The following is a 21,448-nucleotide window of genomic DNA, read 5'->3' as shown; positions in this document are numbered from 1 at the left end:
GCTTCCTGGCGGCGCTACTGCTGCAATTGCGTCCGCACGCATCGATCACCCCACCCCAGTGGACACCCTCATGTCGGACAGCTCCCAGACCCACCCACCGACCGAAGCCCGCATGGCCGAGATTGTGTTCCCCAATCACACCAACCATATGGGCACCTTGTTCGGTGGACAGGCACTGGCGTGGATGGACAAGGCCGCGTTCCTGGCCGCTTCGCGCTATGCGCGGCGCGCCGTGGTGACCGCGCGTTCGGACCAGGTGGATTTCAAGCTGCCGATCCGGCAGGGGCAGATGGTGGAAACCATCGCGCGCGTGGTATCGGTGGGGCGCAGCTCGATCAAGGTGGAAGTGGAACTGATCGCCGAAGACCTGCTCAGCGGCGCGCGCGCGCTGTGCACGCGCGGCCACTTTGTGATGATCGCATTGGATGCCGATGGCAAGCCTACGGCCGTGGCACCGTTGCCGAACTCCAGCGACTGACCTGGCTCATTCCTGCACCTCGCGGTCCTCGCGCTTGGTTTCCTCCATCGCTTCGGGTTCCAGTTCTTCGGCGCTGCGATTGAGTTTGACGAACACGCCCCAGGCGATCAGCAGCAGTGCCGCACATAACCCGACTGCGGCGGCATACGGCAGCTTGGCGGGGTCGGAGTGCATCAGCTCGAAGATCGACACCAGCGTTTCGATCGCCAGCGCGATCACGATCACCACGAAAAAGCGCGACAGGTAGCGGCGCACGCGCGTGGGCCCGCTGACCTTGACGTCGCGCAGAATCTCTTCTTCGAATATGGTCTGGCCCAGCTCCAGCGTCACCAAGGCCACGGTGAGCAGGCCGATGGCTTCCAGCACCACGTTGAAGCGGTCGCGTACCACCATGTCGCCACCGGGCGTGAAGCCGTGCCACAACTCCAGCCCGGCCATCGCCACCAGGCCTGCCGCGCATAGCACGAAGAACGCCAGGATCACGAAATGACCGGCACGGAACAGGTGGCTGAGCAGCTTCATGGCAGGCGCGGCAGGGAAGGGATGCAGAGCATCGTGTGCGTGACGTCGCGGCCGCGCGAAGGTTGTGCCAACCCGGCGTGCCCTCATCCGGCGCTTTGCGCCACCTTCTCCCGCATGCGGGAGAAGGATCTGCAACGGTTAGGCGATCTGGTGGAATGCTGCGCTAGCCACTAATGCCTTCCCCCGCGTGCGGGGGAAGGTGCCCGAAGGGCGGATGGGGGGCGACACATGCGCACGGTCGCCCCCCATACCGATCAGCTATGCCGCAAGACCTGATACGCCTGCAGGTGCACGTTGGCGGCCATCAGCAGCGGTGCATTGCGCCCGGTCTCGCGCACGCGCGCCAGCATGTCGCCGACGATCTGCGCCGCTTCCACGTCCTGGCCGGCTTCCAGGTCGCGCAGCATCGATGCCTTCACTGGCGAATCCACCTGCAATAGCGTCTGTAGCGCCTTGGCACGCGCGCCTTCCGGAATCGGCTGGCCGGCCGTATCGGCGGCCCACAGGCATTCGTTGTACAGGCCATTGATGAGGGCGCGGCCATCGTCGGTGGCCACGATCGCCCCGACCGGTGCGCGCATCAGGCAGGTGGCCGCAGCCAGCGCAGTGAGAAAGCTGTACTTGTTCCACTGCTCCTGCGCGATCTGCTTGCTGGCCACGTAGTCGATGCCGGCCTGCGCGCAGGCCGCAGCGAAGGCCTGCACCCGCGAAGAATCTCCACTGCCATCGCGCTCGCCGAACGTCAGCGATGCCGGCTTGCCCAGGTGCACGATCTCGCCGTGCTCGCCCTTGGTCGCGCTGATGAAGCACAGCCCGCCCAGCACCCGCGCTGCGCCGAAGCGTTCGTCCAGTGCCGCGTAATGGCGCAGGCCGTTGAGGATGGGCAACACGGTGGTGTGCTCGCCGACCGCCGGCGCAATCGCCTCGCGCGCGCTGTCCAGGTCATAGGCCTTGCAGCTGAGGATCACCAGATCGAATGGCTGCTGCGCTACCAGGGCAGGCAAGTCCCGCGCGGTGACGTGCGCCACCGGCACCTGCGCATCGCCCAGCGGGCTGCGGATGCGCAGGCCATCGGCCTGCAACTGCGCCGCGCGTGCATCGCGCACCAGGAAGGTGACGTCCACACCGGCCTGCGCCAGCCGCCCGCCGAAATAGCCGCCGGTACCGCCGGCGCCGAGGATGAGGATGCGCATAGGATCTCCGTTCAGTGTGATAGTTGGTGGGTGCCGGGCGCTGTGCTACGGTTGCAACCGGATCGGGGATTCTCGGTCGGCATCAGGCTCTGGCGGACTCGCCGGGGCCTTTTGTTTAGGGGAAACACTTCAGCCCATAACCCAGGTAACGGCCTGTCGCATCCTTGTCGAGTTTCTGCTCGATGACCTGCCAGGCGCGATTTGGCTGCTCCGGCCGCAGCTGACGCATCCCGATGGGGCGAGCGATCAGGTCTGCAAGTTGAAGCCCGATCGCGTTGCTTTTCTTGTCGCAGATCACCGGATCGAATGGCAGTTCGACACCAGAAAAGTTGTCGCCGCCACAGATTCGGCGAAATGCCAATTCCAGATCCTGATCCTCATTATGTCCGCGCGCCTCGCACAGGACGTGCGTGGTCAGTGGCGCGCCGCATTGCGTGACCTGGCCCTGCTTGTTGAGTTTGTAGTACATCCGCTCAAGGCAGAAACGCATCGAGACTTCATAGGGGTTTTCACCACGTTGGCGATCCTGAAGACGGCGCTTGTCGATCACAGTGGCGAAGATCGTCATCGGTGCGGACGCCAACGCGTCTGTCAGCGCATCGATGAACGCCTGCTTCCTATCGCGATCACGCAATACCGAAAACGGAGCAGAATCCCGACGTATCTCACGTTCATGCAACACCACCGCATCGTGGCCGAATGTCGCGAACTTGATCTGTTGAATCGCAGGTATCACTGCAGCCATGTAATCGCGCTTGCTGGTCAGGCAGCACGACAGCACGAACAATGGAAAGGCCGGATCGATGTTGGCCATCCCATGGTCGCCGCTTTCATCCACGAACACGATGTAGTCGCTGAACTGCACGCTCAGCTCCGCAACCCCACACCACGCCGCAGCAGCCACAGCGCCAATGTGCTGAGTGCCGCGACAAAGCCCAGCATCAGCGTGTAGGCCACCCAGATCGGGACGTCGGAGCTGCCGAGCAGGCCGTAGCGGAAGGCGTTGACCATGTAGAAGATCGGGTTGGCATGCGTGGCCGCCTCGGCCCAGCCGGGCAGCAGCTTCACCGAATAGAACACGCCGCCCAGGTAGGTCAGCGGGGTCAGGATGAAGGTGGGCACAATCGCCACGTCGTCGAACTTCTTGGCGTACACCGCGTTGACGAAGCCGGCCAGCGAGAAGATGGTCGCGCCCAGCAGCACCGTGGTCAGCGTCACGATCGGGTGTGGAATGCGTACCGGGGTGAAGAACATGGCGATGACCAGCACGATGGCGCCCACCATCACGCCGCGCAGCACCGCACCGGCCACATAGCCCCACAGGATCACCCAGTTGGGCATCGGGCTGACCAGCAGCTCTTCCACGTGGCGGCCGAACTTGGCGCCGAAGAAGCTCGAGGAGATATTGCCGTAGCTGTTCTGGATCACGCTCATCATCACCAGGCCCGGCACGATGAACTGCATGTAGCTGTAGCCGCCCATCTGGCCCACGCGCGAGCCGATCAGCCCGCCGAAGATCAAAAAGTACAGCGTCATGGTGATGGCCGGCGGCACCAGGGTCTGGCCCCAGATGCGCAGGATGCGCTGCACTTCGCGGCGCACGATGGTGCCCAGCGCGATCCAGTTGCGCTGGCGGGGTGTTGCGGGCGTGGCGGGCATCGACGGCTCCGAAGGACTCATGGGTGACCTGCCGGGCGCGCGGGCGCCGCTGCAGCAGGGGCCGGGGCGGCAGGACTCTCGCCGGGCCCGGTCAGGCGAACGAACAATTCTTCCAGCCGGTTGCTCTTGGTGCGCATCGAGCGCACCCGGATGCCGGCATCGCCCAGTGCGGCGAACACGCGGTTGAGGTCCATCGCGCGCGGCATGTCCAGATCCAGCGTGTGGCCGTCGATGGCGGTGAGCGTGGTGCCTTCGATGGCCGGCAACTGGGCAGGCAGTTCACCGTCGATATCGAACAGGAAACCTTCCACGTCGAGCCTGGCCAGTAGCTGGCGCATCGGGCCCTGGGTGACGATCTGGCCGTGGTTGATGATGGCCAGGTTGCGGCACAGGTGCTCGGCCTCTTCCAGGTAATGGGTGGTCAGGATAATCGTGGTGCCGGAGGCATTGATGTCCTTGAGCACGCGCCACATGTCGCGGCGGATCTCGATGTCCACCCCGGCGGTGGGTTCGTCCAGGATCAGCAGGCGCGGCTGGGTCATCATGGCGCGGGCGATCATCAGCCGCCGCTTCATGCCGCCGGACAGCGTGCGGCTCATCACCTGGGCCTTTTCCCACAGATGCGCGCGGCGCAGTTCCACTTCGGCCAGCGCCTCGGCTTCGCTGCGTGGCATGCCATAGAAACCGGCGTAATTGACCAGGATATCGAAGGGTTTTTCGAACAGGTTGAAGTTGATTTCCTGCGGCACCAGGCCGATCAGGCGCATCGCCTCGCTGCGATGGGCGACCAGGTCGGTGCCGAAGACCTCCACCTGCCCGCCGGATAGATTCACCAACGAGCTGATGATGCCGATCAAGGTGGATTTGCCCGCACCGTTGGGGCCGAGCAGGGCGAAGAAGTCGCCGGGCTCCACGTCCAGCGACACCCCCTTGAGCGCCTGGGTGCCGTTGTCGTAGGTCTTGCGCAGGTCGCACACGCGCAGCGCGGGCGTACCGGGAGAGGGAAGCGTCAAGCAGGATCCTTCGCGCCGGGGTCACGGCGCAGCGAGTTGCAGCCGCTATTATAGAAGCCCGTGGGGGCTTGCCCCGATCACAGACTGTGCCAAATACGTTCGTGCCCGTTCAATTCCCCCTCAAGCTTGTCGACCGGCGCATGCTCGCGCCCACCGTGGCCCACTGCCAGTTCGTGCGCGATGACGGCCAGCCGCTGGATTTCCAGCCCGGGCAGTTCATCCAGATCCATTTCGCCGCTGCCGATGGCACCCCGACCAAGCGCAGCTATTCGCTGGCCACCATACACGACCATGCGCTGGGGCCGGGCGAGGCGGTGGACATTGCGGTGAGCTTCGTGCCCGGCGGCTCGGCCACGGCGCTGTTCGAAGGCCTGGAGATCGGCGACCCGCTGCAGGCCAGCGGGCCGTATGGCCGCTTCTGCCTGCAGCCGGGCGACCACAACCAGCGCTACGTGCTGATCGCCACCGGCACCGGCGTCACCCCGTACCGTTCGATGCTGCCGTTGCTGGCCGAGACGATCGCCAGCCGCAGCGTGCAGGTGGTGTTGCTGCAAGGTGCACGGACGCCGGCCGAGCTGCTGTATGGCGATGACTTCCGCGCCTTCGCCCAGGCGCACCCGCAGTTCCGCTACCTGCCGTGCCTTTCGCGCGAGCTGCCCGCCCCGGCGCATGCCGACGTGCGTCATGGCTATGTGCAGCAGCACCTGGCCGAGATCGCCCCCGATGCATCGACCGACATCGCCTACCTGTGTGGCAACCCGGACATGGTGGACGCCTGCGCCGAGGCGCTGAAGGCCGCCGGCCTGCCGAATGCGCAGATCCGCCGCGAAAAATACGTCAGTTCGGCGCCGTCGAAGACCTGAGCAGGCGCACCAGGCGCCGTGCGATGCGCCGGGCGCCTGGTGTTGATGCACCGCCTGCCTGTTGGCAGGCGGCCACGCCGTCGTCGCGCTACACCAGTGCCGCCGCGTGCTGCACTTCCACCGTGATGTGCACCAGCTCTTCGTGGATCTGCAACGCCCTGCGCACCGCGTCCGCGTCGATCTGCGCCGTGCTGACCACGCTCACCACGCAGGCATAGCGGTCACTGCCGACGCGCCAGACATGCAGGTCGGCAAGGGCGATGGGCTGCGGGAACGCGGCGATGACCTGCTTCACTTCCGCCACCACCGGCGCGTCCATTTCCGCATCCAGCAGCACCCTGCCGGTACTGCGCAGCAGCCCCCAGGCCCACACGGTGACCAGCACCGCCCCGACGATGCCCATGAGCGGGTCCAGCCAGGTCAGCCCCCAATGCATGCCGGCGACCAGGGCGACGATGGCCAGCACCGAGGTGGCGGCATCGGCCACGACGTGCAGATGGGCCGCGCGCAGGTTCAGGTCGGCATGCCCGTCGTGCTGGTGGGCATGCGCATGTCCGTCGTGCGTCTGCCCATGGTCATGCCCATGATGGTGACCGTGCGCATGGTCGTGGGAGTTGCGCAACCACCACGCGCACAGCAGATTGACCAGCAAACCGATCACGGCGATGACGGTGGCCTCCTGGTACTGCACCGGTTGCGGCGCGAATAGCCGCTCCACCGACTGGAAGGTCATCAGCCCGGCCACGCCCAACAGCAGCAGCGCGCTGGTGTAGCCACCCAGCACTTCCACCTTCCAGGTGCCGAAGGTGAAGCGCGCATCGGTGGCATGCCGGCGCGCGAAGCGGTAGGCGAACAAGGCCAGGCCCAGCGCCAGCGCGTGCGAGCTCATATGCCAGCCATCGGCGAGCAGGGCCATGGAATTGAGGGTCCAGCCGCCGACGATTTCCACCACCATCATCGCCACGGTCAGGATGACGGCCTTGCGGGTACTGCGTTCGGCCAGGGGGTTGGCGCTGGCAAAGCGGTGCGACTGCGCGCAGTGGGGTGCGGCCTGGGTGATCGACATGGGCAAGCGCTCGGACTAGGATACCCCCACAGGGTATCTCAGATACCCCCATGGGGTATATAGCGATGGCGCATCTGAATCACGACAAATCCCGGTTGCTGGCGCGCGTGCGCAGGATCCGGGGGCAGGTGGAGGGTCTGGAAAAGGCCTTGGTGCAGGACGTGGACTGCACGGCACTGCTGACCCAGGTCGCCGCGTTTCGTGGCGCAGCGCAGGGCTTGATGGTGGAGCTGCTCAGCGAACATCTGAAGCACCACGTCGCCACGCCGCCGGCGCTGGCCGACCGCGAGCTGGCCGTGGACGATATCGCGGCCATCCTCAAGACCTACCTGAAGTAAGCCGCAGCACAGGGTGGCAGCGGTGCGCGCGTCATCGCATGCTTGCGCGCTGTTGCACGCGCGATCGACACGCCAGCGCGCGTCGGCAGGCGCCCTGGTGGCCTGCGGGCCATGTAGTTTTGTGGCTGGGGACGCTGTGCAATGCATGGGCCACGTCCGGCTTCAGACGCTTGCTGCGCACATGGGTCAGGGGTGTGGCCTGGTGTTGCCGGATGCCGGCGTTCGCTCTTCGGCGGCAGCGGCAACCCTGAAATCGATGTAAAGGATGCTTGACATGGCCTGCATCGGCGCGCACGCTGTGTGTCAAGGAAGCTTGACACAGGGGTGCAGGGTGAAAAACGGCTGGAACAGATCGCTTGTCCCCGCGCAGGAGTGCCGCAGTGCAATTCCGGGCGCGGCCGTGCAGCCGCCCGCATCACCGCCAAGGGCGCGCTTTGCGTCGGCTGGTGCACGGTGAGCGCAAAAACGGTGGCGGTGCGTGTGCTGCAGGTCGCCAGTGTCGTGCTGATCCTGCTGGGAGGGGCGCAGCGTTGGTTGCGGTGGCAGATGAGCGACTATACCCAGGGTTTGCTGATTGGCTGCGGCATCGGCGGTTTGCTGGTGGCCTTGATGCTCCATGTGGGGCGCGACAGCCTGCGCGACAGCGCGCCGCCTGCGCTGGTGCGTCGCTACCGCAAGGAGTTTGCGCCGCCGATGCTGGGCTATGTCGCGGTGATGCTGTGCTGGAGGCAGTTGCTGGCCGGCGTGCAGACCAATGCGATGCGGGTGCTGATTGCGCTGCTGCCTGCGTTGCTGTTGATGCTGGTGATCCGCGCGGTGGCGCGCTTCGTGCGCGATTCGGATGAAATGCAACGCCGCATCGAGCTGGAGTCGATTGCCATTGCGGCTGGCCTGGTCAGCATGGTCTATATGACTGCCGGCTTCCTGCAATCGGCGCAGTTGATCGCAGTGCCGGCAGCGGCGGCGATGATCTGGGTGTTTCCGGCGCTGTGCATGACCTATGGATTTACCAAGGCCATCAACGCACGCCGCTATCAATGAACAGCCGTGTGCGTGCATTACGCGAGGCCAAGGGCTGGTCGCAAGGCGAACTGGCCGAACAGCTGGGTGTCTCACGGCAGACCATCAATGCGCTGGAAACCGGCAAGTACGATCCCAGCCTGCCACTGGCGTTTCGCATCGCACGCCTGTTTGGCGAGCCGATCGAGCAGGTGTTTCTGTATGAAGAAGGGTAGTCGCTGCGGCAGTCACACGCGGCCGGCAGCATCGTCAGCGAACAGGCACTAGGAGAGGTGGAATGGGAAGACAACTGACGCTGGCCGCGGCATTGCTGGCGGCGTTGCTGGCGGCCGGATGCCAGCGCGCGCAAGCGCCCACGACCGGCAAGACCGATGCATCCGCACCCGGCAGTGGGCAACCGCGCAGCGCCGCCACGCCGGCTGCCACGATTGCCGGCAATCACTATGGCCGCCTGCAGTTCGTACCCTGCACGCTCAGCTCCGGCAGCGCCGCAGGAAACATCGAGGCGCAATGCGCACAACTGCAGGTGGCGGAAAATCCGGCTGCCCCGCAGGGGCGGCAGATCGCGTTGAAGATCGCCTGGCTGGAAAGCGACGCCGGCGGTGGCACGACGCAGGACCCGGTGTTCTTCATCGCCGGCGGGCCAGGGCAATCGGCAACCGAGGTCTCGGCCATTGCTGCGGCCGCGCTGCGTGAAGTGCGCAAGAAGCGCGACATCATCCTGGTCGATCAACGCGGTACCGGCGGCTCGCATCCGCTGCGCTGCGAACATGCCGACGGCACGCCGCTGCAGGCGGAGATCTCCTCCAATCCGGAGGCGATGCTGACCTACGTGCGCCAGTGCGCGCTGTCGCTGAGCGCCTCTACCGATCCACGCTACTACACCACCGCCGAGGCGATCGGCGATCTGGATGCAGTCAGGGCGGCCCTGGGCGTGCCGCAGATCGATCTGGTCGGCGTCTCCTATGGCACGCGCGTTGCGCAGCACTATGCCCGGCGCTATCCCTCGCACACGCGGGCGATCGTGCTCGATGGGGTTGCCCCCAGCGACCTGGTCATCAGTGGCGAGTTCGCACGGACCTTCGAAGATGCGCTCACGCTGCAGGCCGAGCAGTGCCGCGCCAATCCGGCATGCCATGCGCGCTTTCCCACCGATGTGCGCGTGCAGCTGCGCACCCTCATGGAGCGGCTACGCAAGGAGTCGCCGGAAGTGGACTACCGCGATCTGCGGACTAATGCGGTCAAGCGCGATCGGGTGACCGCCGATGCGGTGATCGGCCTGGCCTTCATGTTCTCCTATGCGCCACAAAGCGCGGCATTGCTGCCGCTGGTGCTGGATGAAGCGGCCGCCGGGCGTTACGCGCCGTTGATGGCGCTGTCGCACATGGACATGCAGATCAACCAACCGATGCAATGGTCGGTGGTGTGCGCCGAGGACGCGGATCGCTATCGTCCGAGCCCGGCGCACCAGCCGCTGTTGCTGGGCGAGGAAGTGCCGCGCAGCGTGTTTGCCGCCTGCCCGGTGTGGCCCACCGGCAAGCGCGCCGCCGACTTCACTGCGCCGCTGCGCTCGCAGGTACCGGCGCTGTTGCTGTCCGGTCAACTGGACCCGGTGACGCCGCCCCGCTATGCCGAGGTGGTGCTCAAGGGCTTGCCGAACGGTCGGCATCTGGTGGCGCCCGGCCAGGGCCACAGCGTCATGGCACTGGGCTGCATGCCCAAGCTGATGGCCCAGTTTCTGGAAAGCACCAACGCGCGCGCGCTGGATACGCGCTGCGTGGCCGATCTTTCCGCCGTCCCCGCCTTCACCTCGTTCAATGGATGGGAACCATGAGCCGCATCGAGCACGCCACGGAGGCGCACGCATGATCGTCGTCGATAACCTGCACAAATCGTTCAAGACCAAGACCGGCGTGGTGAAGGCGGTCGACGGGGTCAGTTTCAGCGCCGCCGATGGCCAGATCACCGGCCTGCTCGGGCCCAACGGTGCCGGCAAGACCACCACCTTGCGCATGCTGTACACGCTGATGTCACCCGACCAGGGGCGTGTCACCGTCGATGGCGCGGATGCCGCGCGCGACCCGGTGACGGTGCGCCGTGCGCTGGGCGTGCTGCCGGATGCGCGCGGTGTGTACAAGCGGCTGACTGCACGCGAGAACATCGCCTACTTCGGCGAGCTGCACGGCATGACGCGTGCGCAGATCGTCCAGCGCACGCAGCTGCTGGCCGGCGCGCTGGACATGGACGACATCCTCGACCGCCAGACCGAAGGCTTCAGCCAGGGCCAGCGCACCAAGACCGCGATTGCGCGGGCGCTGGTGCACGACCCGCGCAACGTGATTCTGGACGAACCCACCAACGGCCTGGACGTGATGACCACGCGCGCCATGCGTGGATTCCTGCAGCAGCTGCGTGCCGAAGGGCGCTGTGTGATCTTTTCCAGCCACATCATGCAGGAGGTGGCGGCGCTGTGCGATCGCATCGTCATCGTCGCCAAGGGCACGGTGGTGGCCTCCGGCAGCGCCGACGAACTGCGCGCGTCCACTGGTGAAGACAATCTCGAAGACGCCTTCGTCAAGGCGATCGGATCGGAAGAGGGGTTGCACGCATGAGCAAGACATCCCCTTTGGCCACATGGTGGACGGTGTTGCGCAAGGAATTACGCGATATCGCGCGCGACCGCCGCACGCTGGCACTGGCCTTGCTGCTGTCACCGTTGCTGTATCCGATCCTGATCCTCGGCATGGGCGCCTTGAGCGAAAGCCGCGTGCGCACCCAGATCGACAAGCCGCTGGACATTCCCACGCTCGGTCGCGAACACGCTCCGAATCTGGTGCGCTTCCTGGCCGCGCAGGGGCTCAACGCCGTTGCGCCGCCGGCCGATATGACCGCGGCCATTCGCAACCAGGATGTGGATGTGGCGCTGCGCATCAGCGACAGCTACGCGCAGGACTGGCGCGAAGGGCGTCCGGCGCTGGTGGAGGTCATCAAGGACAGCACCCGCCGCGAAGCCGACGTACCGAGCCTGCGCCTGCAGGCGGCATTGAGTGCCTACAGCCAACAGGTGGGGGCCCTGCGCCTGCTGGCGCGCGGCATCGATGCGCAGGTGGGCAGGCCGCTGGAAGTGGCTGCGCAGGACCTGGCCACCGCCGATGCCAAGCGCGGCCAGGTCATGGCGATGCTGTTGCCGGTGCTGCTGGTGATCACCTCGTTCCTGGGCGGCGCCTCGTTGATCCTGGACGCCACCGCCGGCGAGCGCGAACGCCAGTCGCTGGAACCCCTGTTGGCTACGCCTGCCCCACGCGGTGCGATCGTCAGCGGCAAGATCGCCGCCGCCTGCGTGATCGGCATGGTGTCGTTGCTGCTCACCTTGCTGGCGTTCAAGCTCAGCGCGCAGTTGTCCACCTCCAACATGGGGCGCCAGCTCAATGTCGGCTTCGTGCCGATGCTGCAGATGCTGTTCATCCTGGTGCCGATGCTGTTCGTGGGGACCTCGTTGCTGACCTATCTGGCCGCTGCGGCCAAGAGCATGAAAGAGGCCCAGGCGCACATGACCTGGTTGCTGTTGCTGCCGATGTTGCCGGGCTATGCATTGATGGCGTATCCGCTGAAGACCCAGCTGTGGCACTTCGCGGTCCCGTTCCTGGCGCAGAACCAGATGCTGCTCAAGGTGATCCGCCACGAGACCATCACTGCGCAGACCTGGGCGGTGTATCTGCTGGCCGGCTTCGGCGTGGCGGCCGTGCTGTGGTATGCAGCGGTGCGTCGTTACCACCAGGAACGTTTGGCGATTTCGGGATAAGCGTTTTTCGATCAACCCGTGGTTCGCCGCAGGTCTCCAGTCTCCGACCTAACGCCCAGCCGCCCGACCGACGACGTAGGAGCGGACCTGGCCGCGATGGGGCACTACCGATAGCAACGGCGCGTTAGTAATACGGGGAACGCCCTCGCGGCCTGGGCCGCTCCTACAGAAGCGTTGGGATCGGATGCCGCAGGCTGTGCTCGGCCATCAGCCGCTCGACCAACCACGTAGGAGCGGACCCGGCCGCGATGGGGCACTACCGATAGCAACGGCGCGTTAGGGATACGGGTAACGCCCTCGCGGCCTGGGCCGCTCCTACAGGAGCGTTGGGGATCGGATGCCGCAGGCTGTGCTTGGCCATCAGCCGCTCGACCAACGACGTAGGAGCGGACCCGGCCGCGATGGGGCACTACCGATAGCAACGGCGCGTTAGTAATACGGGGAACGCCCTCGCGGCCTGGGCCGCTCCTACAGGAGCGTTGGGATCGGATGCCGCAGGCTGTGCTTGGCCATCAGCCGCTCGACCAACCACGTAGGAGCGGACCCGGCCGCGATGGGGCATTACCGATAGCAACGGCGCGTTAGTAATACGGGGAACGCCCTCGCGGCCTGGGCCGCTCCTACAGGAGCGTTGGGGATTGGGATGCCGCAGCCTGCGCTTGGTCATCAGCCGCTCGACCGACGACGTAGGAGCGGACCCGGCCGCGATGGGGCATTACCGATAGCAACGGCGCGTTAGGGATACGGGTAACGCCCTCGCGGCCTGGGCCGCTCCTACAGGAGCGTTGGGATTGGATGCCGCAGGCTGTGCTCGGCCATCAGCCGCTCGACCAACCACGTAGGAGCGGACCCGGCCGCGATGGGGGACTACCGATAGCAACGGCGCGTTAGGGATACCGGTAACGCCCTCGCGGCCTGGGCCGCTCCTACGAGGGCGTGTCGGGCTTGGTGCTGCATCAACTGCCCGGGTTGAACGACAGCGTGCGGCGGGTGGTCACTGGTGCGGCCACCGGTTCGAAGCGCCAGCGCTTCACGGCATTGAGCGCTTCGCGATCGAAGACGCGCGGCGGGTTGGCACGCAGCACGCGCGAGGCGGTGATCGAGCCGTCGGTGCCGACGGTGATCTCCACCAGCACTTCGCCGGAGGTGCCGGCACGCAGCGCTTCGGCCGGGTAACGCGGTGCCGGGGTGCTGATCGCGCGCAACGATTGCGCTGCCGGTGCAGCGGCAGCAGCGGCCGGTGCCGGGCGCGGTGCGGCGGCTGTCGGCGTTGCCGGTTCGGCAGGCCGTTTGGCGGCCGCCTGGCGCTCGGCTTCGGCCGCCTGCTGACGGGCGGTTTCCTGTTGCGCGGCAATCTGCTGGGCAGCGGCAGCCTCGCGCGATTGCTGCTCGGCCAGGCGCTTCTGTTCGGCGGCCTGCTTGAGCTTGTCGTCGGCCAGCTTCTTGGCCTGCTCGGCGTCCTGCTCCGACCGACTGGCGGCGGTCTTCATGGCGGTGTCCAGGCCGCTCTTCAGGCGCGGCAGTGCCGGTGCCTTGGGGTCGACCTTTTCGATCAGCGCGATCAGGCGCTGCGCTTCGGGAAACTCTTCCCGGCTGATGCCCTGTTCGGCGGCGATCAGGGTGTACGGCAGCAGGTCGGTCAATGCGCTGTTGACGGTGGCGTCCTGCGGCTGCTTCTCGCGCAGTGCCAGGTAGTACTCCACCGCGTTGTCGCCGGCCGGGGCGTACATGCGGTTGTCCTGTAGCGCCTTGGTGGCCGATTCGCGCAATTGGTCGGCGCCCATCGACTGCACCTGCGGCGAGACTGCGGTGGCCGGCGTCGGTGCCGGTGCGGCGGCAGGCGCGGCAGGTGTGGCGGCGGTGGTGGCGGCCTTGTCTTCCTGCTTGGAGCAGGCGGCCAGGCCGACCAGCAAAATGACCGGCGCGATCCGGCGTGCCATACGGCCCTGTGTCAGATCCAACATGCGTCCCCCTTACCCCGAGTGCGAAAGCTGCGGTGAGCGCCGGCCCCTGTTCCCGCAGTGGACGGCAAAGCCGCAATCTAGCATTGCTGGGGCGGTGGAAGCCAAGCCTTGCGTCGGGCGCAGGTCGATTTCATCGCGCCGGGCTGGCCGGTGTTGCCGCCCCCAGCGGCGGCGGGGCAGGGCAGTAGCGTTGCAGGAAGTCCGCATGCGCCGGCAGCCGCACCAACGCGCTGTCCACCCGGCTGCGGATGCCCTGCAGGAACTGGCCCAGCTCGGCATCGCCCATCAGGTCGGCCACCGGATGGTGCTGGCGGGGGATGATGCCCTGGCCCAGCAATACCTGCACCCAGGAATTTTCCGCGAACAACTCGTTGGCGCGATGGAACACCCGCCCGCTCTCGCGGAACAACGCGATCCGGTGACGCAGCGTGTCGGGGATGTCCATGGCCGCGCAATCGCGCCAGAACGGCGTGTCGCGGCGATCGGTGGCGTGGTAGTGCAGGATCACGAAATCGCGGATATGGGCAATCTCGTCGGCGGCCTGGCGGTTGTATTCGGAAATGTCCACCGGGTGGATGACCTGCGGAAAGGTCTGCAGCAGGCGCACGATGCCGCGCTGGATCAGGTGGATGTTGGTGGATTCGATCGGCTCCAGGAAGCCGCTGGCCAGGCCCAGCGCCACGCAGTTCTTTTCCCACACGCGGTGGCGCTGGTTGGGAGTGAAGCGCAACGCGCGCGGCTCGGTCAGCGCGCGTCCCTGCAGGTTGCGCTCCAGCACCGCCCGGGCGCTGTCCTGGTCGGTGTAGCGGCTGGAATAGACGATGCCGTTGCCCACCCGGTGCTGCAGCGGAATGCGCCACATCCAGCCGGCCTGGTCGGCGCGCGCGCGGGTGTAGGTCACCGGCGGGCCTACCGATTCGGTCTGCACCGCCAGCGCGCTGTCGGCGAACAGCCACTGCGACCAGTCTTCGCTGCCCACGCCCAGCGTCTTGCCGATCAGCAGCCCGGCAAAGCCGGTGCAATCGATGAACAGGTCGCCTTCCACGCGGGTGCCGTCCTGCAGCGTCAGTGCGGTGAGGAAGCCGCTCTCCGGGTCGGTTTCGACCTGGCCGATACGCCCCTCGATGCGCTGCACCCCGAAGCCTTCGCTGAAGCGGCGCAGGAAACGCGCGTACAGCCCCGCATCCAGGTGGTAGGCATAGTTCATGCCGCCATTGGGCAGGTGCGCGAAACGCCCGTCCTGGGCGGCGCGCAGTTCCAGGCAGTAGTCACCGAAGTCGCGCGCCACCCCGCGCTGCTGGCCTTTCAGCCAGAAGTGGTGGAAGCCGGCGCTCCAGTGATCGGTGCCGGTGTGGCCGAAGGAGTGGATGTAGTGCCTGTCCACGTCGCGCCAGTGCTCGAAGGCGATACCGAGCTTGAAGGTGGCCTGGGTGGCGGCCATGAAGGCGGCCTCGTCGATCTCCAGCAGGCGGTGGAAGGTGACCAGGCTGGGGATGGTGGCTTCGCCCACGCCCACGGTGCCGATCTCGTCCGATTCCACCAGGGTGATCTGCAGCTGCCGGCCGAGCAGCTTGGACAGGGCGGCGGCGGCCATCCAGCCGGCGGTACCGCCACCGGCGATGACCACGCGCCGCACCGGGCGCTGGCGTGGATCGGAAGCGGGGGCAGGGTCCATCGGCAATCCTCAGCGATTCAAACGTTGCAGCAGCCGTGCGCGCAGGGTGCGGGCACGGCTGTCGTCCATTGGCGCCAGCACCCCGCGCGCGGTCTCGGGCACGTGTGCGGCGGTGTGCGCATCCGGCTCGAACACGTAGTGGCGGAACACCTCCTGCCAGGTGGCGCGCTGTTCGGGCGGCAGGTCGCGCACGGTGAGCAGCGCCAGCATCAGCGCGTTCATCGGCGAATCCATGTAGGCCGGGCTTTGCCGCCACCAGAAATTCACCAGCACGTTGAAGCCGTCCAGCGCCTGGACGTGATGCCACCACATGCTGGGGATGAACAGCGCATCGCCCGGCTCCAGTTCGGCCACCACCGCGTGCTCCAGCGCCTGGGCATAGCGCGGAAAGCGCTGCAGATCCGGCGCGGTGATGTCCACCAGGCTGATCGGCTGCCCGGCCGGGGTGAGATCCAGCGGGCCGATGTAGAGATTGGCCAACTGGTCCGGCGGAAACAGGGTGAAGCGACGGCGGCCGGCGACCACGCAGGCCAGGTTGTCCGGCAGGTCCTGGTGGGCGGCGATGCGGGTGCGGTTGCCGATCCAGATGCTGCCCAGCGGCTCGGCCTGCGGCAGCGCGATCGGGTTGGCCGCACGCAGGCCGGGCAGGTAGGTGTCCAGCGTGGTGGAGCCGACATAGATCGCCGGTGGCTGGGCGTTGTCCAGGTCGCGCAGCAGCGTGTCCAGCACCACGCCCAGCGGCACGCGCTCAGGGCGGAAATTGAAGCCGCTCAGGTCCGCGTTGTAGAAGAAGCGCCCGCCGATCTCCGGCGGGCCGACCTGCGCCACCACCGCCTCGCCGCGGTCGAAGCCGCGCAGGTAGGCGGCGGCGGCCTGTGCGGACTGCGCGCCGGCGCGGGCCAGCGGCCAGTCACGCACCAGCCCGCGCAGCACCAGCGGGGTGGTCGAGCGCAGCAGCGCCGGATCCAGCTGTTGCGCAGCTAGGCCATGGCGTTCGTCGATGGCGCGCGGCTCAGCCGGCATGGCGGCGGTTGAGGCGTTCGAGCAAATGACGCAATTGCGCAATCGAAGCGACCGCCATGTACAGCGGCTCCAGATCGCCGTGGCGGTGCAGGTCCAGCAGCGCGGTATTGCCGAGCGCACGCAGGCGCTCTTCATGCACGGTGTACAGACCGGCCAGGCGGCAGTCCAGGCCATTGTCCAGGGTGGCTTCGAACACGAACGGTTCCAGCAGTTCGTAGCGCTGCGCGCGCTCGACGAAGGCATCGCTGGCCGCCAGGCCGTCGTGCAGGGTGCGCAACAGCTGGCTGATGTGATCGAGAAAGGCGGTGGTGCCGCCATGCTCGCGGAACAGTGGCTCGCCGTCGTGCCTGCTCAGGCGCGGGCTGTCCATATCCACATGCACCATCGGCCCCTCCGGTTGCTGGCCGATCAAGAATGGTTGGCGCTGGATCGCCAGCGGCACGTAGGGTGCATCCCAGCGTGCGCCGTCCAGGAACAGGTTCTCGCCCAGCCGCAAACCCAGCAGGGCCAATGGCTGGAACCGCCCCTCGCTGCTGCGGTGGAAGACGATCGGGTACTGCGCCTGCAACTGGCGGAATTCTTGCGGAAAGGTCGCCGCCGACATCACGTTGTCGCCATAGGCGGCGCCATGGGCGGTAATCACGCGCAGATCGTGGTGATCGAGATTGTTCAACAACACGGCATTGTTCATGGGGCAACCCTACTACGCGGGGGCGCGAGGCCCATGCTCGGCCAGTTGCCTTTCGCCAGGCAAGTGCCGGACGCACTGCATCCGGCACTTGCACACGAAGGCTGGCACAGCGCCCCGGCAGCCACGCGGCCGGGACGCCTGGTATCGCCTCACATCACCAGAACTTGTAGCGCAGACCCAGCATGTAACGCGGGCCGGTCTGGGTGGCAAAGACGATCTGGTTCGGATGACGGCCGTGCTGGCGCTGTACCGCATCGTTGAGGTTGATCGCCTCCAGGCTCAGCGACAGATTCTCGTTCCACTGGTAGCCGATGTTGAGGTCCAGCTGACCATAGGCTTCGGTATAGACCGGGTTGGGCTGGCCGCTGCCATCGAACCGCGCGGCCAGGAATTGGTCGCGCCAGTTGTAGGCCGCACGGACCTGCCACGGGCCCTTGTCGTAGAAGCCGACCACGTTGGCCGAATCGCTCAGGCCTTCCAGCGCGAACTGCTCGCCGATCACCGCGTTGTCGTAGGTCAGCCCGGAATCCACCTTGGTGTAGTTGGCCGAGACGCCGAAGCCGCTTTCGCCGAACATGTGCTGGACGTTGAATTCCCAACCGTCCAGCGAGGCCGAGCGCTGGTTGGCCGGCGCGGTGATGGCGAAGTTGGCCACTGGGTCGCCCGGCCGCCCGCTGATGACGCCGGTGGCATTGCCATTGGCGTCGTCGGTCCCACGCACCACACCCGGCTGGCCGTTGAAGTTGCGGAAGATGTAGTTGCGGATGCAGGTCAGGTCGGCCGTGGCGCAGCTATTGGCCAGGGCCTGGTTCCAGTACGCGCCGCCGATCGGCGTGTTCAGACCCAACGAGGCATCGTTGCGGGTGGTCACGCCGACGTAGTTGTCGATGTTCTTGCGGAAGAAACCGACCGAGGCGTAGCTGGCGTCGCTGTAGTACCACTCCAGCGACAGGTCGATGTTGTGCGACAGCAGCGGCTTGAGGCCGGGATTGCCTTCCTGGCCGGTACCACCTTCGATGCGTGCGATCTGGTTGAGCGTCTGCCCGCCCTGGATGTCGCCCCAGCCGGGACGGCCGATGGTTTCGCCATAGCTGCCGCGCAGCACCAGGTCCTCGGTGAGCTTGAAGCTCAGGTCCAGGCTGGGCAGCCAGTATTCGTACTTGCCGCTGCCGCCGGAAAACGCCGAATTGGCCAGCCGGATCGGCAACTCGTTGTTGGCCACCCAGTCGATGCCCACCGCCACCGGCACCAGCGCCTGCGCCTGCACCTTGGTTTCTTCGTAACGCACGCCGGCCGCCAGGCTGATCGGCACGCGCAGATCGTCCCAGCTGTTGCCCCATTGCAGGTAGGCGTTCTTGGACTTTTCGGTGACGCGGCGGTCGGTGTTGTAGATCGGCGAGGTGCGGTACAGCGCTTCATCGCCGGCGGCCCGGGCAGCGGCCTGACGTGCGCGCTCGAAGTCGAACAGGAACAGCTGGTTGAACTGCGCCGGATTGCCGCTGCCGTTGATCGCATCGAAGTACTGCGTAAACGTGCTGGGAATCCACAGGTCGTCCGGATAATCGGCCGCCGTGCCGTTGCCGCCCCAGGTATCGCGCTGCACGTTGGAGAACGCCGAGCGGTTCTTGACCTCGGTGCTGCCGATGCCGAACTTCAACTGCGAATAGTTTTCGAAGGTGAAGTCGCCGTTGACCTGGGCCTGGTCGATCTCCGACTTCATGTAGCTGTTGCGGAACGCCGAGCCGGTGACCAGCGTGCGCGACGGGTCCAGCCCGGTCAGGCCGGCGCCCAGCTGCTGCTGCAGCACCGGGAAATCCTTGCTGAAATCCACCACCGAGGTGCCGCGGTAGAAACCGGACACGCCCAGCGAGTTGCTCGACCCGTACGGGCTGTCCGGGCCGGCTTCGGCGGTAGAGCGGTGGATGTCGAAGTTGAGCTTGAACTGGTCGTTCACCGCCCAATCCACGTTGAAGCCCAGCGACTTGTTCTGGGCGCGGGTGGCCGCGTTGGAGCCGGCGGTGGCCAGGTCGCTGGTGGGCGGATTGACGATTTCCGAATAGGTGATCGGGCCGGCCACCGGGCCATTGGTCCAGGCGCTGGCCGACGGGCCATAGTTGAACCACACCGACATTTCGTTGCGCTGCTGCTGGATCTTGTTTTCCGAGTAGGTGTAATCCAGCGTGGTGGTGATGTTGTCCAGCGGCTTGTACTGCAGCGTCAACTGGCCGTTGGTGCGCTGGCGCTCCACGCCGACCACGCGGTAGTTGAGGTTCTGCGGCACCGAGTAGATATCGTTCGGGCCGGGGCGGTTGACGATGTTCTCCGAACCCGGCGCACCGGGCTGCGGAATGGTGCCGTAGGCGGTGGAATCGCCACGGAACGCACGCCAGCCGTTGGGCACGCCGACCTGGCTGTAGCCGAAGTCGCGTTCCTGGTAACTGCCGGTCACCGCCACGCCGAAACGGCCGTCGGCCGAGGTGGTGCTGAAGATGCCGGAGATTTCCGGCGTCAGTGAGTCGCCCTGCAGGCGGCCGGGCAGGTTCTCGTTGGACGCATCGTGCACCCCCTTGATGCCGACATTGGCGTGCAGGCCGGGATTGTCCAACGGACGGGTGGTCTTGATGTTGATGGTGGCGCCGATGCCGCCGGTGGGCGTGCTGGCGCGGCTGGTCTTGAACACCTCGATGCCGGAGATCGACTCGGACGCCAGGTTGGCGAAGTCGAACGCGCGCGAGTTGGAAGCGTTGGATTCCTCGATGCTGGCGCCGGGCATCTGGCGGCCGTTCAACAGCACCAGGTTGAAGTCCGGGCCGACGCCGCGCACGGTCACCCGCGAGCCTTCGCCCAGCGAGCGGTCGATCGACACGCCGCTGATGCGCTGCAGCGATTCAGCCAGGTTGGTGTCGGGGAACTTGCCGATGTCCTCGGCCACGATGCCGTCGACGATGCCTTGCGCATCGCGCTTGACGTTCATCGACGAGGTGAGGCTGCCGCGGATGCCGCTGACCTGGACGGTGTCGAGGGTAGCCGGGTCGGACTGGCTGGAACCTGGCACGGTAGACGCCGATTGCGGCGCTGGAGCGGTCTGTGCCGCCAGCGGAGCCGACAATGCAAACAGCAAGGCAGACGTCAAGCGCCGCGTGCGCGGCAGGGTGCGTAGTTCTTTCACGATGATTCATTCCCCGGGGCAAAGAACACCGATCCCGGTCCGGGACAGGTGAAGGTCGTCAAACAATCGCGCATTTGTGACCGCTGGCTTAACAAAGTCAACTTGCAATGCAGCATCGGGCGCGAGTCACTGGTGCCACACAGTGTTTCAGAGCCCAGCCCGGTGGGTGCGCCCGTCCGCCACCCCGGCGGTCTTACCATCGTGGGCAGCCGGCGCCGTTGGGCGTCGCCCCGTGACCCACCGGAGCGCACCATGATCGATCTGTACTACTGGCCTACCCCCAATGGCCACAAAGTCACCCTGTTGCTGGAGGAGGCCGGGCTGGACTACACCATCAAGCCGGTCGATATCGGCAAGGGGGCGCAGTTCGAGCCGGCGTTCCTGCAGATCTCGCCCAACAACAAGATGCCGGCCATCGTCGACCATGCGCCTGCCGACGGCGGACCGCCGCAGAGCGTGTTCGAGTCCGGCGCGATCCTGCTGTATCTGGCCGAGAAGACTGGCCGCTTCCTGCCGCGCGATGCGCGTGGCCGTATCGCCGCGCTGGAGTGGCTGTTCTGGCAGATGGGCGGTTTGGGCCCGATGAGCGGCCAGATGGGACACTTCAATGTCTACGCCCCGGAGAAGATTCCCTATGCGGTCGAGCGGTATAACGCCGAGGTCCGCCGCCTGCACGGCGTGCTCGACAAGCGTCTGGCCGAGCACGCGTTCCTGGCCGGAGCCGACTACGGCATCGCCGACATGGCCAGCTACCCCTGGATCGAGGTGTATGGCGACCTCAAGCCCGACTATGCCGCCTTCCCGCATCTGCAGCGCTGGCACGACGCCATCGCCGCCCGCCCGGCCACCCAGCGCGCGTATGCCCTCAAAGAGAAGGTCAACCACAACGCCGGCAAGCCGCTCAGCGATGAAGAGCGCAAGCACCTGTTCGGCAAGCGCTGAGGCAGTTCGCGTCGGGCGAAGGCCCGACGC

At 66.3% G+C, this 21,448-nt stretch carries 20 protein-coding genes; 9 read left to right on the top strand and 11 right to left on the bottom strand.

The annotated features are described in order from the left end of the window. Positions 1–70 precede the first annotated feature (70 nt). Positions 71–478, top strand: a complete 408-nt coding sequence (locus XcuCFBP2542_RS01790; protein ID WP_104601912.1) for an acyl-CoA thioesterase — start codon at positions 71–73, stop codon at positions 476–478. Between the two features lie 6 nt (positions 479–484). Here the strand turns inward: XcuCFBP2542_RS01790 and XcuCFBP2542_RS01785 are convergent, their stop codons facing one another. The 5 genes from XcuCFBP2542_RS01785 to XcuCFBP2542_RS01765 all read right to left on the bottom strand — a co-directional run bounded on the left by XcuCFBP2542_RS01785 (position 485) and on the right by XcuCFBP2542_RS01765 (position 4,865). After that, the gene (locus XcuCFBP2542_RS01785; protein ID WP_104601911.1) at positions 485–1,000 is read right to left on the bottom strand and encodes a hypothetical protein; all 516 of its coding nucleotides are present in this window, start codon (positions 998–1,000) and stop codon (positions 485–487) included. A gap of 254 nt (positions 1,001–1,254) precedes the next feature. After that, positions 1,255–2,193 (bottom strand): 2-dehydropantoate 2-reductase, encoded by a 939-nt coding sequence (gene panE, locus XcuCFBP2542_RS01780; RefSeq protein ID WP_104601910.1) that lies wholly within the window; start codon positions 2,191–2,193, stop codon positions 1,255–1,257. A 115-nt stretch (positions 2,194–2,308) separates the two neighbouring features. After that, positions 2,309–3,097 carry a DUF3800 domain-containing protein gene (locus XcuCFBP2542_RS01775; protein ID WP_104601909.1) on the bottom strand — a complete coding sequence of 263 codons (789 nt, stop codon included), beginning with the start codon at positions 3,095–3,097 and terminating at the stop codon, positions 2,309–2,311. Then, the gene (locus XcuCFBP2542_RS01770; RefSeq protein ID WP_208800418.1) at positions 3,061–3,873 is read right to left on the bottom strand and encodes an ABC transporter permease; all 813 of its coding nucleotides are present in this window, start codon (positions 3,871–3,873) and stop codon (positions 3,061–3,063) included. Before XcuCFBP2542_RS01770 ends, XcuCFBP2542_RS01775 begins: the two co-directional genes overlap by 37 nt. Then, positions 3,870–4,865, bottom strand: a complete 996-nt coding sequence (locus XcuCFBP2542_RS01765) for an ABC transporter ATP-binding protein (RefSeq protein WP_104601907.1) — start codon at positions 4,863–4,865, stop codon at positions 3,870–3,872. The genes XcuCFBP2542_RS01770 and XcuCFBP2542_RS01765 overlap by 4 nt, the downstream gene beginning before the upstream one ends. A gap of 140 nt (positions 4,866–5,005) precedes the next feature. On the opposite strand from XcuCFBP2542_RS01765, the gene XcuCFBP2542_RS01760 reads away from it, so the two are divergent. Next, positions 5,006–5,728 carry a ferredoxin--NADP reductase gene (locus XcuCFBP2542_RS01760; protein ID WP_249027591.1) on the top strand — a complete coding sequence of 241 codons (723 nt, stop codon included), beginning with the start codon at positions 5,006–5,008 and terminating at the stop codon, positions 5,726–5,728. An 88-nt stretch (positions 5,729–5,816) separates the two neighbouring features. Here XcuCFBP2542_RS01760 and dmeF read toward each other — a convergent pair whose 3' ends face one another. Then, entirely contained in the window at positions 5,817–6,794 is a 978-nt protein-coding gene (gene dmeF, locus XcuCFBP2542_RS01755; RefSeq protein ID WP_104601905.1) for a CDF family Co(II)/Ni(II) efflux transporter DmeF, read from the bottom strand. A gap of 65 nt (positions 6,795–6,859) precedes the next feature. On the opposite strand from dmeF, the gene XcuCFBP2542_RS01750 reads away from it, so the two are divergent. The 6 genes from XcuCFBP2542_RS01750 to XcuCFBP2542_RS01725 all read left to right on the top strand — a co-directional run bounded on the left by XcuCFBP2542_RS01750 (position 6,860) and on the right by XcuCFBP2542_RS01725 (position 11,954). Continuing rightward, on the top strand, positions 6,860–7,132 hold the full coding sequence (locus tag XcuCFBP2542_RS01750; protein ID WP_104601904.1) for a metal/formaldehyde-sensitive transcriptional repressor: 273 nt from the start codon (positions 6,860–6,862) through the stop codon (positions 7,130–7,132). A 453-nt stretch (positions 7,133–7,585) separates the two neighbouring features. Then, entirely contained in the window at positions 7,586–8,173 is a 588-nt protein-coding gene (locus tag XcuCFBP2542_RS01745; protein WP_372372322.1) for a hypothetical protein, read from the top strand. After that, positions 8,170–8,367, top strand: a complete 198-nt coding sequence (locus XcuCFBP2542_RS01740) for a helix-turn-helix transcriptional regulator (RefSeq protein WP_104601903.1) — start codon at positions 8,170–8,172, stop codon at positions 8,365–8,367. The genes XcuCFBP2542_RS01745 and XcuCFBP2542_RS01740 overlap by 4 nt, the downstream gene beginning before the upstream one ends. 62 nt (positions 8,368–8,429) lie before the next feature. Continuing rightward, entirely contained in the window at positions 8,430–9,986 is a 1,557-nt protein-coding gene (locus XcuCFBP2542_RS01735; RefSeq protein WP_104601902.1) for an alpha/beta hydrolase, read from the top strand. Positions 9,987–10,017: 31 nt separating this feature from the next. Further along, a complete protein-coding gene (locus XcuCFBP2542_RS01730; RefSeq protein ID WP_104601901.1) occupies positions 10,018–10,764 on the top strand; it encodes an ABC transporter ATP-binding protein in 747 nt (248 codons plus the stop codon). Then, entirely contained in the window at positions 10,761–11,954 is a 1,194-nt protein-coding gene (locus XcuCFBP2542_RS01725; RefSeq protein WP_104601900.1) for an ABC transporter permease, read from the top strand. Before XcuCFBP2542_RS01730 ends, XcuCFBP2542_RS01725 begins: the two co-directional genes overlap by 4 nt. Before the next feature lie 956 nt (positions 11,955–12,910). On the opposite strand, the gene XcuCFBP2542_RS01720 is transcribed toward XcuCFBP2542_RS01725, so the two are convergent. The 5 genes from XcuCFBP2542_RS01720 to XcuCFBP2542_RS01700 form a co-directional block, all read right to left on the bottom strand. Continuing rightward, positions 12,911–13,918: an energy transducer TonB gene (locus XcuCFBP2542_RS01720; RefSeq protein WP_104601899.1), complete on the bottom strand. Its 1,008-nt coding sequence runs from the start codon at positions 13,916–13,918 to the stop codon at positions 12,911–12,913. A 130-nt stretch (positions 13,919–14,048) separates the two neighbouring features. After that, positions 14,049–15,593, bottom strand: a complete 1,545-nt coding sequence (locus tag XcuCFBP2542_RS01715) for a tryptophan halogenase family protein (protein ID WP_104601898.1) — start codon at positions 15,591–15,593, stop codon at positions 14,049–14,051. A 9-nt stretch (positions 15,594–15,602) separates the two neighbouring features. Then, a complete protein-coding gene (locus XcuCFBP2542_RS01710; RefSeq protein WP_104601897.1) occupies positions 15,603–16,616 on the bottom strand; it encodes a cupin-like domain-containing protein in 1,014 nt (337 codons plus the stop codon). Further along, positions 16,606–17,307, bottom strand: a complete 702-nt coding sequence (locus XcuCFBP2542_RS01705) for a SapC family protein (RefSeq protein ID WP_167526975.1) — start codon at positions 17,305–17,307, stop codon at positions 16,606–16,608. The genes XcuCFBP2542_RS01710 and XcuCFBP2542_RS01705 overlap by 11 nt, the downstream gene beginning before the upstream one ends. A 154-nt stretch (positions 17,308–17,461) precedes the next feature. Next, a complete protein-coding gene (locus XcuCFBP2542_RS01700) occupies positions 17,462–20,476 on the bottom strand; it encodes a TonB-dependent receptor (protein WP_104601896.1) in 3,015 nt (1,004 codons plus the stop codon). A 252-nt stretch (positions 20,477–20,728) separates the two neighbouring features. On the opposite strand from XcuCFBP2542_RS01700, the gene XcuCFBP2542_RS01695 reads away from it, so the two are divergent. Beyond that, a complete protein-coding gene (locus XcuCFBP2542_RS01695) occupies positions 20,729–21,418 on the top strand; it encodes a glutathione binding-like protein (RefSeq protein WP_104601895.1) in 690 nt (229 codons plus the stop codon). Positions 21,419–21,448 lie beyond the last annotated feature (30 nt).

Origin of the sequence: Xanthomonas cucurbitae (assembly GCF_002939885.1) — a bacterium.
GTDB lineage: Bacteria > Pseudomonadota > Gammaproteobacteria > Xanthomonadales > Xanthomonadaceae > Xanthomonas > Xanthomonas cucurbitae.
This window is presented reverse-complemented; position numbering and strand designations above follow the sequence as displayed.